The organism is Clostridium sp. UBA3061 (genome assembly GCF_002367465.1).
Lineage (GTDB): Bacteria > Bacillota > Clostridia > Clostridiales > Clostridiaceae > Clostridium_J > Clostridium_J sulfidigenes.
Map to the genome: position 1 here is coordinate 511,624 of NZ_DFCF01000010.1, position 12,579 is coordinate 524,202.

General features: G+C 29.7%; 10 protein-coding genes and 1 pseudogene. 7 read left to right on the top strand and 4 right to left on the bottom strand.

Going from position 1 to position 12,579, the window contains the following annotated elements:
• Positions 1-54 precede the first annotated feature (54 nt).
• From B2P65_RS09950 to B2P65_RS09980, 7 genes are all read left to right on the top strand, one after another.
• Positions 55-633: a manganese efflux pump MntP family protein gene (locus B2P65_RS09950; protein ID WP_346879339.1), complete on the top strand. Its 579-nt coding sequence runs from the start codon at positions 55-57 to the stop codon at positions 631-633.
• A 15-nt stretch (positions 634-648) separates the two neighbouring features.
• Complete coding sequence (locus B2P65_RS09955; RefSeq protein ID WP_346880092.1) at positions 649-2,004, top strand: radical SAM protein; 1,356 nt, start codon at positions 649-651, stop codon at positions 2,002-2,004.
• 297 nt (positions 2,005-2,301) lie between these two features.
• Complete coding sequence (locus tag B2P65_RS09960) at positions 2,302-3,582, top strand: 5-bromo-4-chloroindolyl phosphate hydrolysis family protein (protein WP_346846339.1); 1,281 nt, start codon at positions 2,302-2,304, stop codon at positions 3,580-3,582.
• Positions 3,583-3,682: 100 nt separating this feature from the next.
• Entirely contained in the window at positions 3,683-4,855 is a 1,173-nt protein-coding gene (locus tag B2P65_RS09965) for a toxic anion resistance protein (RefSeq protein ID WP_346877158.1), read from the top strand.
• A gap of 125 nt (positions 4,856-4,980) precedes the next feature.
• Entirely contained in the window at positions 4,981-5,736 is a 756-nt protein-coding gene (locus B2P65_RS09970; protein ID WP_346880093.1) for a TSUP family transporter, read from the top strand.
• A gap of 96 nt (positions 5,737-5,832) precedes the next feature.
• Entirely contained in the window at positions 5,833-6,156 is a 324-nt protein-coding gene (locus B2P65_RS09975; protein ID WP_346846336.1) for a hypothetical protein, read from the top strand.
• 81 nt (positions 6,157-6,237) lie between these two features.
• Positions 6,238-6,588: a hypothetical protein gene (locus tag B2P65_RS09980; RefSeq protein ID WP_346846335.1), complete on the top strand. Its 351-nt coding sequence runs from the start codon at positions 6,238-6,240 to the stop codon at positions 6,586-6,588.
• A 45-nt stretch (positions 6,589-6,633) separates the two neighbouring features.
• Here the strand turns inward: B2P65_RS09980 and B2P65_RS09985 are convergent, their stop codons facing one another.
• The 4 genes and pseudogenes from B2P65_RS09985 to B2P65_RS18080 form a co-directional block, all read right to left on the bottom strand.
• Positions 6,634-8,577 carry a glycoside hydrolase family 25 protein gene (locus B2P65_RS09985; protein WP_346880094.1) on the bottom strand — a complete coding sequence of 648 codons (1,944 nt, stop codon included), beginning with the start codon at positions 8,575-8,577 and terminating at the stop codon, positions 6,634-6,636.
• Positions 8,578-8,713: 136 nt separating this feature from the next.
• Positions 8,714-9,862 (bottom strand): PdaC/SigV domain-containing protein, encoded by a 1,149-nt coding sequence (locus B2P65_RS09990; RefSeq protein WP_346846333.1) that lies wholly within the window; start codon positions 9,860-9,862, stop codon positions 8,714-8,716.
• Between the two features lie 141 nt (positions 9,863-10,003).
• Positions 10,004-11,926 (bottom strand): cell wall-binding repeat-containing protein, encoded by a 1,923-nt coding sequence (locus tag B2P65_RS09995; RefSeq protein ID WP_346846332.1) that lies wholly within the window; start codon positions 11,924-11,926, stop codon positions 10,004-10,006.
• Positions 11,927-12,340: 414 nt separating this feature from the next.
• Positions 12,341-12,445, bottom strand: a pseudogene (locus tag B2P65_RS18080) (CPC_1213 family protein); the annotation flags it as partial.
• Positions 12,446-12,579: the final 134 nt, after the last annotated feature.

The following is a 12,579-nucleotide window of genomic DNA, read 5'->3' on the forward strand; positions in this document are numbered from 1 at the left end:
AAAAATCTACATTGGCTATAATTTAAGAAAACAGATTATGAAAGGAAGATGCTTATGAGTGTTCTGGAAGTAATCATAGTATCAATAGGATTATCTTTAGATGCATTTACAGTGACAGTATGTACAGGTGCAACTCAACCTTATCTTAAAAAGCGTATGGATTTTATTGTTGGCCTTGCATTTGGGGGAATACAAGCTATTATGCTTACTATTGGAATGATGATTACCAAGTTTCCAGTAAGCTCAATTTATTCTGAAACTTTTAAATCCATCAATCAATGGTTTTCTGCAATTATTTTTATTTTCTTAGGACTGAAGATGATAAAAAATGCACTTACTATTAAATCCATCAATGAGCAAAGGGAAAGTTTTAATTATAGAAATATTTTTTCCTTAGCCTTTGCAACTAGTTTGGATGCTTTAGTATTAGGAATTGGCTTTGCTCTACTGCGCACTGAAATTATTATAGATATGTTTATCATATTTGTAATAACAGGGATTTCATCTATTATTGGACTAAGGGTAGGCTACCGTGTGGGTGATAAGTACAGAGTTGCAGTTAATATCTGTGGTAGCGTTATATTACTTATTATGGGAGTAAAAATGATACTTTCTTACTTTAAAATTATTTAAAATGGGGGTTGGCTTATGTTAAATGTAAAATATAAAATTGAAAAGGTTGCTTTAAAGCAGGGACTTGGATACTTAAAGAAAAATCCTGAGAAAAACTTTGAGAAAATTGTTCATTGGTTAAGGAAGTTTGATACAGAAAATTTATATACTCCTCAATATGATGCCGTTGAAGGATTTTTAAAGGAGAAGGATAATAACTGGGTAGAGCTTATGACTAAATTAGCCAAAGAAGTGAATCCTCATATTTTAGAGACTGTGTTTAGTAACTTTCTTCTTAATTCTTCTATTAGAGGTTGGAGTGAATCTAGGAAAAAATCTAAGGAATATGGATATGAAATTCCCTTTACTTTACTTATAGACCCTACTACTGCTTGTAATAAGAAATGTATTGGTTGTTGGGCTGCTGATTATAACAAGGCTTTAAATTTAAGCTATGATGAATTAGATAGTTTACTTATTCAAGGTAAGGATTTGGGTATCTTCTTTTATATAATGACTGGTGGTGAGCCTTTAGTTAGAAAGAATGATATTTTAAAACTAGCTAAGAAACATAATGATTGTGTGTTTATGATATTTACTAATGGAACATTAATTGACCAGGCTTTCTGTGAAGACCTATGTGAAGTTGGAAATATAGTTCCTACTATTAGTGTTGAAGGTTTTGATGATGCTACTGATGCAAGACGTGGTAATGGTTCCTGGAAGGATATTACTCGTGCTATGGCTCTTATGAAAGAAAATAGAGTTCCTTTTGGATTCTCAACTTGCTTTACAACTAATAACTGTGATAGCGTTTTATCTGAAGAATTTATAGATATGATGATAGATATGGGTGCTTATTTCTCTTGGTACTTCACCTTTATGCCTATAGGATGCAAAACAGATACTTCCTTAATGGCTAATCCTGATCAAAGAGAAAAACTTTATCGTACTATAAGAGGTTGGCGCTCAACTAAACCAATCTTTAATATGGATTTCTGGCACGATGCTGAATATGTTGGTGGTTGTGTGGCTGGTGGAAGACGATACTGCCATATTAATGCTAATGGTGATGTGGAACCTTGTGTATTCTGCCACTACTCCAGTGCTAATATAAAGGAAGTTCCTTTAATTGAAGCTTTAGGACAGCCACTGTTTATGGAATATCAAAAGAATCAACCTTTTAACAATAATCAATTTAGACCTTGCCCAATTCTTGATAATGCTCCAAAGATTGCAGAAATGGTTAAGGCTTCTGGGGCTAAGTCTACAGAGTATGTAGATCCTGAAAATGTAGAAGATTTAGTAGCTAAAACTATAGACTATGGTGAAACTTGGGCTAAGAGAGCAGAACCACTATGGGAAGAAAATTTAATGTGTAAAAATAAATAAAAACAACTATATAAAATGGATTTTCGCTAATAAACTAATCTAAGATAAGTGTTGAGCATGCGCAAACAATAATATAAAGTGCAAGCTCAGCATTCTATATAAGATTAGTAATATATTTGCGAAAATCTTTTTTTATTTTTAATTTAGTAAAATTCTTATAATCCCAATATTCATTGACACTAATTCTAAATGTATTTACAATTATAGTATCTATAATATATATTTTACAAAGGTTGTGAATACATAACTAATAAACTATATTATATTTATTTTAATCTTTATTTAAAGGAGATATTTATGAAACGAAAATTTTTAAACTTAAAATCCTTAATACTTGTTATTGTATTAGCATTTACCACAAGTTTCTTTAACACATCTGCTAATGCTGAATCCAATATACTTGACTCCCCTGAACTTTTATATGCAACTAATGATGCTAAAAATGATATAAATACATCTAAAAAGAGTTCTAGTGATTCACTAATTCCTACCCGTTCTCAGCTTATGTGGGTAACGGATAATGCTGATGTATTGCCTGATAGTAGTATAAAATATATAATCACAAGAAACAAGAAGTTTACTGAAACTAGTGATGCTGAAATCTCAGTGTTAACTATTGAAAATTTACCAGAAGGTAATGACATAGAAACCTATGCTTATAAAGTTTTTGATGAATGGGATATGGACTTAAAAGAAAAAAATAATGCAGTATTACTTCTTATTGTTTCTGGTGAAAATAAGACTTTCATTGCTACAGGTACTGGTTTAAAAAGTGCTTTAACGGATTCAACAGTCTATAAATCTATAGAAAAAAAGTTTGCTACATCCCTAAGTACCCATAATAATAAGTACAATCTTAGCAATGTGGTATCAAGCTTAGCTACTAAGATTGATACTATTGATAAAAATAATTCTTATGATATAAATAATACTTATAATAAAAGTAATTCTGATAACTCAGGCGTACCTTTTATGAAATATTTAGGAATAATTTTACTTTTTGCATTTTTATTTTTTTATTTTTTAAAACGTGTTTCTAAATCTTCTATTTATAAAAATTATAGGAAAAAGAACAATGTTAAAACAACTTCTTCTGCTAAAGAATTGCCTTCTTCTACCGATGAAATAATCTCTTCTGGTGATGAAGCTGTAGATGTTATTATTGCTGAAGGACTTGCTTATCTTAATCAAATTAAAAAGGCAAATGATGAAATTCCTGATGAGAAGATTACTAATCAAATTACACGTATGGAAGTAGCTACTGACAAGATTTTTAGATACATTGCAAAACATCCTGAAGATGCATCTCAAATAAGTAAATTTATGAGCTATTATTTACCTACACTTTTAAAACTATTGAATTCATATATAAGTTTAAATGGACAATGTATTAAAGGTGGTAACATATCTACTACCATAGAAAATATTGAAGGCATTCTTTCTACTATAGCGGATGCCTTTGAAAAACAATTAGATAATCTATTTGCTGATGATGCTCTAGATATATCTACTGACATTAAAGTACTAGAGGCTATGCTTGTCCAAGAAGGTCTAACTAGTGATGGTTTTATGAAATAATTTGTTTCATATAAATTTTTTCAAATTATACGTGTTTAAATTTTATGCTTACTTAAGTATAGAGAAATATATTTATTTTAATATCAAGGAGGATAATTAAATGACAAATACTGAAAACAAAGATATATTATATACAAATTCTAATACATCAAATATAGTTCCTTCACTTACCTTAGATACTTTTACTGAGGCAACTCCTGAAGTTAAACCACAACTAGCTCCAGATGTGGAACCTGAAGTTCTTGATGATAGCTCATTAAGTGATGATGAAAAGAAAATTGTAAGTGATTTTGCAGAAAAAATTGATATTACTAATACAAATATGATCCTTCAATATGGAGCTGCATCTCAAAAAAAAATAGCTGGATTCTCTGAAAGTGCTCTTAAAAATGTTCGAACAAAGGACTTAGGTGAAGTTGGAGATATGATAACTAATTTAATTGGTGAACTTAAAGACTTTAATACTGAAGAAAAACCAAAGGGTATCTTTGGAATATTTAAAAAAGCAGCTAATAATATATCAAATCTTAAAACTAAATATAATAAGGCAGAAGTAAATGTAGATAAAATATGTAATGTTTTAGAAGGACATCAAATTCAGCTATTAAAGGATATTGCCATGTTAGATGAAATGTATAGTATAAATCTAGTATATTTTAAAGAACTTTCTATGTATATCCTTGCTGGCAAGAAAAAACTTGAGGAAGTTCGTAAAGTAGTGTTACCCCAATTAGTTGCAAAGGCTAATACATCTAATCTACCTGAAGATTCTCAAGCTACTAATGACATGGCTAATCTTTGTGATCGTTTTGAGAAAAAAATTCATGATTTAGAACTTACTCGTGTAATATCTATTCAGATGGCTCCTCAAATTAGATTAGTTCAAAATAATGATACTCTTATGGCAGAAAAGATACAATCTACCTTAGTCAATACTATTCCTCTATGGAAGAGTCAAATGGTTATTGCCTTAGGTGTTGCTCATTCTCAACAAGCAATGGCAGCTCAAAGAGAAGTTACAAATATGACTAATGAACTATTACGTAAGAATGCTGAATCATTAAAAACAGCTACTATTGAAACTGTAAAAGAAAGTGAACGTGGAATTGTAGATATTGAAACTTTAAAACACACTAACCAAACTCTTATATCTACCCTAGATGAAGTAGTTAAAATCCAAGAGCAAGGCCGTCAAAAACGTCAAGAGGCTGAACTTGAAATTGGACGTATGGAAGGAGAGCTTAAGAAAAAGCTTCTAGATATTCGTTATTAATTTAAATTCTATTCTGTTTCTTTTTCTTCCTTTTCCCCTTATAATATAAGAGTAGATTATGCTTCATAAATTTATAATATATTCTTTAATATGAAGCTTGTAAAAATTAAATTTCTGGAGGAATTATGAATACACTTACTTTTATTTTTTTATGCTTTGCAGGTTTTCTGGCAGCCTTTGTAGATTCCATTGCTGGTGGTGGTGGGATAATAAGCGTTCCTGCTTATATGATAGCTGGTTTGCCTCCTCACATGGTTCTTGGAACTAACAAGTTTACAGCTTCTATGGCCTCGCTTACTAGTTCTATTAATTTTATAAAGTCAGGTAACTGCAATTTTAAGTTTCTTAAAATAGTGGCACCTTTCACTTTAATAGGCTCTATTTTAGGAGTTAAGGCTGTACTTCTATTGGATGAAAGTTTTCTTCAACCTTTAGTTCTTGTGCTGGTTCTTGCCATAGGTGTTTATACATTCTTTTCTAAATCCATTGGGGAAAAGGATAATTTTAAGGGATTAAATAAAAGGAATATGACTATTTCTATAATCTTTGCTTTTTCACTAGGATTCTATGACGGATTCTTTGGACCTGGTACAGGCTCCTTTTTAATCTTTGGTCTTATTAATATTTTAGGTTTTAATTTTCTTAAAGCTTCAGCAAATGCTAGAGTTTTAAATTTTGTTAGTAATATTGCTGCTCTTGTTACCTTTGCCTTTAGTGGTAACATAAATTATCTAATTGGTATACCTGTTTGTGTATTTATGATATTAGGAGCTAAGCTTGGAACAAAGTTAGCTATTAATAAGGGTTCAAAGGTTATTAAGCCTATTTTTGTTACTATGTCCCTTGCGGTAGCTATAAAAATGTTATTACAACTATTCTAATATTAAATATTTTATATATTAGGAATAATTTTCTTTACAGGAACTTATCCTTAACCTATACTTATTAATGTGTGCTAAAAAGGAGGCTTTATGCTCATGTATTCATTTGTTGTTGTAATTATTATAATTATTATTGGATTTTTAGTTTGTAAGAGAAATTATAAAAATAGAGCTAGTCATATTAATGGCAACTTATTAGAGTATTGTTATCACATTGTTGTAGAATTTGAAAAACTTAACTTTGAACAACGAGGAAGGTTTAAGGATTCTCTTACTCAAAAGGAATCAGATCTATTTGATGGAATAATAACTAGAAGCATGATTTTAGGTAAGAATCTTAACATACTTCAAAGCCATATGTTTAATCTAGAGTCTATTATGAAAAAAATAAGGGCACAAAAAACTAATATAATGCAATAAAAAATATTTTAATAAATATTTAGATATAATTTCTCATATTATACATAAACTAAATGGGAATCTTAAGAAAGGAATGATATTATGAATTTAAAAAAATTAATAACAAATACTTTAGCTATTGTAGGTGCTGTTGTGGTTGTAGATAAAATTGTAAATGCCGTTTCAAACAAGAGCATAAAGTCTATAAGTGAGGCTCTTATGAAGGGTGATTTAAATGAAGATGAAGATAGAGATGAAGAATCAGACCTATGTCAATGTAGCTTCTTAGATGATGACTATGAAGAAAATCTAAATGCTTGTCACTGTGGTGAAGATTCTGAAATTGATTATGAAGCTTTCCCTGACATAAAACAATATGAAGATAGTGACGAAGGTGCTTTTCAGTATGCTATAAAAACTGAACCTATTACGGATACACCAAAAGAAGTATAATATGTATTAAAGTCCACCTTCCTTAAAAGAAAGTGGACTTTTTAATTATCTGTGATGTTTTTTATGATGTTTTTTGTTCTTCTTGCTCTTCTTCTTACTTGGATAACATTCATCATATTCTTTATAATCATAGTATTTCTTTTTATGATGTTTGTGTCCATAATCACAATTATTTAGATACATGTTTTGAAGTAAATATTCACACTTCATGCAGTTGCTCTTAGGCTGCACACATTCCTCACATACCTTATAACTTATTGGATCACGATTTTCTAATCTACGACGGTCTCCTTCATATTCTTCTCTTAGGATGTCATCATATACTGGTTTTTCATACCTATTACAATCATCATTTAAAACTATGTCTTGATTATCTTCTTCTCTTTCACATTTGCATTTTATAGGTTTTTTGTCCCATTCCTTTATAAATTCTGATTTATCCTCATGGTGTTCATATAGCTCATCATTATTATGGAAGTTATGATTTTCTAGATAATCATCATCTTTATAACTATTTTGGCCATTATAGTATTCTTTCTTGCAATGGTAATCATCCTTATTCCACTTATCATGTTTATCATGTTCGTCATGGTGTTCATGATGGTGATCACAATGCTCTTCATGGTGTTCATGATGTTCGTCATGGTGTTCATGGTGTTCTTCATTGCACTTCTTGCATTTTGGACAAATGTACTTAGATTTTTCTTCTAAGTATTCACAATCATCTTCACATCTATAATCCCTATTAACTTCATTAAGACCAAATTTATTCCTAGATTCTCTATTATCATAATATTTTTTATATGCTCTTTCAGCTTCTAATCTCTTCATATATAAAATATCATCAAATTCATCATCTGTTTCTACAAAATCGTCATAGATATCAAAATCTTCTTTTCTTTCAATAGGTTTAATAAATCTTTTTGCTAAACTATCTACAGGATCCTTAAATTCTACAGATTTTACATCAGCATGAGCTTCTACATCCCATCTGTTACTACATTGACATTCAGGTGAATTTTCATTATTAAATACTATCTCCCTGCCAAAGGTAACATTAGCACTAGCTCTCTCTTGTGAAAAATCTCCGTCGGTATCAAAGGCTTCAATAGACATTATATACCTTTCTCCTAGACTTGGTTTGTTAGCTAGTTTTAAAACATAGGAGTTAGCATCTCTGCCTAATGTAGTTACATAGTTGGAGTTTATGAATATATTATATCCACCTAAATCTATATCAGTATTTTTAGTCCAATTCATTCTTATTTCTTGGCCTGTTGCTACTGCTCTAAAGTCTCTTACACTTCTAGGTTGCGTTAATAAATCTAAATTTTCTGGTCCATAGTTTAAGTCTACTGGTGGATTTACTCCAGGCATGGTTCCATTCTCAGTAAATTGCCACATTCTCCATCTAGTCCATCCACCTTGATCCCTTGGATATGGAGGATTTGTTGGTAATTCTGGATACATAGCAATCCAAAGAGGCATATCTGCTAGAATAAAGCCTTTCTTAGTATGGTAGAAATTATTATATAAATCAATAAAAAATGCTCCAGTATATAACATCATTTTTCTTCTAGTTTTTCTTTCAAATCTCTTTCTAAATCTGTCTACCCAATCTAGTAATGCATCTGTAGATATAGATTTATCTAGTGGTGCTTCAATGTCAATTACAGGGAATAGATCTCCATATCTTCCTGGTCCATAAGCTTGTTGTAATATGTCTATAAATCCATCACATTGAACATCTGCGGTAGTTAAATCTGTGGAAGGTACTGCATAGTGATATGCTCCTGTTTTTACTCCCACATTTCTTAATCCGTTTACATACTCAATAAATTTTCTGTCTATTCTAAATCTACCAGTACCATAACCAGAACCACGTAAATAAGCATATGGGGTTTGTGTTGCAAGTAGAGTATAATTTACATCGCCCCTATATTCATTTAAATCAGGACCTATTATGTTACGACTAGTTTTATTTTGCATACTCTCCTCCGAAATTGAATGCTTCACTTATTATATTACTAGTCATATATCCAATGTGTTACAACATTTTTATTTGAATTTATATGATTTTTTTAAAATTACTCTCATTAGATTTTAATATATAGAACCTAATTATCTACTGATTCTTTACTTTAATTTCTCCACTCTGTAAGTTTACCTCATATATTTTATTGTTTAAGAAAATATTTTCATCCCTTCTATTATTTCCTGAATAGGTTATATAGAAAATTATGCTATTTTTATCTTTAAATAAGCTCTTGTAGTATGTGGTAACTCCTTTTACATATTTATCGGAATCTTTATTTTGAGTGTTTGATGCCTTTATATCTTTTATAAATTTAAAAACTTCATCTTTAATATAGTTATTAATTTTCATCTCTATATCCTTGTTTATCATATTTTCAATTTTAGGATAAGATAAATACTGATTAAAATCTTCACTACTTTCTTCATAATTTATTGTTTTTATTATTGGGGCTTCCACTTGAATATTTACTTTATTTAAACCTTTAGGAAATTTACTTAGAGGTATATAAAATTTAGGAATTCCTGCTACGTAGGGAGCAATTTCATATTCATCAAAATATATAACTAAGTCTTTATCTGTTAAGAAAAACTTTTGATTATAAGGGATTACATTTAGTTTATCTACAGCTTCTTTGAAATATAATTCAGGATTTTTATTTATAGTAGCTTTCACATTGTCTAAAATAATTTTATTATAATTCCTATTATTACCCAAGAAATCTTCAATGACTCCTCTATTTCCTGTATTTATATCAAAGTTAAAAGACTCATCTACTGATGATCCATGAGCTCCACCTGTATAACTATATAGGTTTAGTGTTATTGAAAGGATATTATTCTTATTATAAGTCACATTATTGTTTACATTAATTACATAGGGTTTTGTTTCTAACCCAACTTTTATATTATATTCATTGTCTCTAATAGATAGCTTTGTTATATATTCTTCAAAGTCATTAATTCTTTTTGATATCTTATTATTTATAATCCCTTCTGCTTCTTTATTTTTAACAATCTTTACAATGGGCCTATTGATATTTACAGATACATACTTATTAGAATATACCTTTTCCTCGTTTTCTATTGTGGCACCTTCTTCATCTTTCAGTATATTATTAACCATTCTTGGTAAAGATATCTCTACGGAATCAGGATCACTGTGTGTATCTATGGCAAATGCTCCATGAAAATTAGTAGTTAATAATAAAACTAAAATTAAATATATAACTTTCTTCATAACATTTCTCCCTTCTATAAAATATATTTTAAATAAAATAACTTTATATTAGTTTGCCCATATAAATCTTGTGTACACCTGTTAATTTTTAATAAAAAAATGCCTTAACCTTTAGTTAAGACATTTTTTCAAATTAATTTTTTATAATTTAATTCTTAATTTATTTAATATAGTACTTGTTATTACCTGTGGTCCACCTAATATATACATTTTATTTATAGTATTTCTATTTTGCGTAACTAAATTCATTACTGATATATTCACCTCAGTTGGATCCATCAATAGTACAAAAGATTTTCTTTGTGCTGCTAAAGCTGATACTGAAAGAGCATCTGGAAAATCAGTTCCTAGAGCAGTATACATCTCACTAATATTTAATATGCTTTTAAATCTATTAAATATTTTTTGATTTGTATCATATCTATCTACTCCACCAATTCTTTCATAATTAATTAAAGTTTTCGCTGTGTAATCTGATATAACACCAGAACCACCTATTACATAAGTTTTAGTAATATTTTTATTACTTAAATAGCTTTTTATATTAGTTGGTATAGTGCTGTCTCTAGTTAAAAGTATCGGCATGGCTTTAATACCTGCAATGGATGATATGGAAAGACTATCTGCAAAGTTTTCCCCAGTTGTAACTACAACTTCACTTTGAATTCCAATCTGCTGTGCAATTTTTAAAGAAGTTTCATATCTATCTGCTCCACCTAACCTTTTTGTAGTTATATTCATTGCTTTAATTTGATTTTCAAAAGCAGATGAAAGAACACCAGTTCCTCCTACTATATATACATTCTTAACCTTTAGGTTAGATAATAAATTTTTAAGTTCTTGTTGTTCATTTAAAGATTGATTCCTAGCTAATAGTATTGGTGCTTTATTTTTAGCAGCCAACGGACCTGCACATAGAGCATCTGGATAATCTGTTCCAGGTGCTATTACAACTGTATCAGAAGAAGACCACCCCTTCTTTGCCACTAAATAAGAAGTTTCATATCTTGTAGCTCCATATATTCTCTCACCAGGGGTTGAAGAAAGGGTTACATTAGCCTTTAAATAATTATTTATACCATTAGCTATACCACTAGCTAATAATTCTTGATAAGAATTAGTGCTCATTTTAATTGCTTCACTTTTATTACTTATAAAACCACATTCTGCTAAAATTGATGGCATTTTAGTTTCTCTAACCACATGAAAATCAGCAGTCTTTACTTTTCTATCATAAGCTCCTGTACTGCTTATTAATTGTTTTTGCACAGAATCTGCAAGTGGCTTTGAATCCATTCTATTAGGATAATAATAAGTTTCTATTCCATATGCAGCAGTTGTAGTTGCTGAATTTATATGAATTGATGCAAAGGCATCAGCTCCTGAATTATTAGCAAGGGAACTAATTTCTCTAAGCTCCAAAAACTTATCCGTAGTTCTACTCATTACTACTTCTATTCCTTGAGATTGAAGAATTCTTTGAACCTTAAGAGCTATCGCTAAAGTTAAATGTCTTTCTTCTAATCCATTCGCACAAGCTCCTGGATCACCACCATATCTCGGATCACCACCATGTCCTGCATCAATAAATACTCTATAGTTACTGTTAGTTGTTATAGCTTTTGCAGTGGTTGCTGTTAAAGTTCTAGCTGATGCTACTTCTTTAGTTGGCTCCTTTACTAATACTTCATAAACATAAGTACCGCCTTCACTTTCAAGGGTTATAAAGGTTTCCCCTGTAGCTACACCCACAAATTTTCCATTTTCGTCTACTTTGACTATACTTTCATCTCTAGAACTTAATTTAAAAGGAATTGAAGCTTCTTCTTCTACTAAAAGGCTAGTATGGTCAATTGCTTGTCCAACATCAATGGATAATCCATTTTTCACTTGTACATTAGCCCCTTCATTTTCACTTAGTATAGTTTTTAATTGACTTTCTGTATTACTTATACCACCATCTTCTGCTGCAGCTAATCTACTAACTGGAGATACCATAGTAATTGTTAACATTGCAGTTATTGCACATAGTAGCTTTCTAATACGACTTTTACTTCTTTTCACTCTTCTTTCCCCCTATTATACATAATTATACATTTTATCACTAAAATATAGTCACCATTAATTTTATTCTACATATATCATTCATATCCTTTTGATTTTTGATAAATTATGTGGAATTTTTACTTTTACAGTGTTACTTATACATTATAACATATAAATTGGGAGTAATTTGTAAACTTTTATAATATAGCTTCCTCATGCAATAATTAATATGAATTTAAATCTTGGTAAACAGAGTTTTTAGCTTCAGATGGAGTATTAAAGCTAGTAGTAATGGATTTAATTAGAGCTATAACTTATAAAAGGTATATCCTAATGACTTTCATCACTATGATATACCTTTTAATTCTTACTTTAAATAATAAAATCCTTTGGATCATGCTCCTTTGCTTTAGGACCATTGTATTCAGACTTAGGTCCATTAAATACAGCTTTAGCACTTTCTACTTGTGGATCATGATTTATATTTTTTTTCTTAAAATGTCCATCTTCTTTTTTATTATTTTGTGTTTTTTTCATATTTGTCACGGTATCACCCCTTTGTAATATTAGAGTAACCACAAATCTTTAGTTTATACTTTTTAAAGTTTCTTAAATTTAAATATAAGATAATTTCTAATATTTACCTGCACTTATAATCATATTATGATATA

Excerpts from the sequence above, each read along its gene's own strand:
- B2P65_RS09990 (WP_346846333.1), bottom strand. The coding sequence starts at position 9,862 with ATGAAGAAAGTTATATATTTAATTTTAGTTTTATTATTAACTACTAAT.
- B2P65_RS09955 (WP_346880092.1), top strand. The coding sequence starts at position 649 with ATGTTAAATGTAAAATATAAAATTGAAAAGGTTGCTTTAAAGCAGGGA.
- B2P65_RS09950 (WP_346879339.1), top strand. The coding sequence starts at position 55 with ATGAGTGTTCTGGAAGTAATCATAGTATCAATAGGATTATCTTTAGAT.
- B2P65_RS09980 (WP_346846335.1), top strand. The coding sequence starts at position 6,238 with ATGAATTTAAAAAAATTAATAACAAATACTTTAGCTATTGTAGGTGCT.
- B2P65_RS09975 (WP_346846336.1), top strand. The coding sequence starts at position 5,833 with ATGTATTCATTTGTTGTTGTAATTATTATAATTATTATTGGATTTTTA.
- B2P65_RS09965 (WP_346877158.1), top strand. The coding sequence starts at position 3,683 with ATGACAAATACTGAAAACAAAGATATATTATATACAAATTCTAATACA.
- B2P65_RS09985 (WP_346880094.1), bottom strand. The coding sequence starts at position 8,577 with ATGCAAAATAAAACTAGTCGTAACATAATAGGTCCTGATTTAAATGAA.
- B2P65_RS09960 (WP_346846339.1), top strand. The coding sequence starts at position 2,302 with ATGAAACGAAAATTTTTAAACTTAAAATCCTTAATACTTGTTATTGTA.
- B2P65_RS09970 (WP_346880093.1), top strand. The coding sequence starts at position 4,981 with ATGAATACACTTACTTTTATTTTTTTATGCTTTGCAGGTTTTCTGGCA.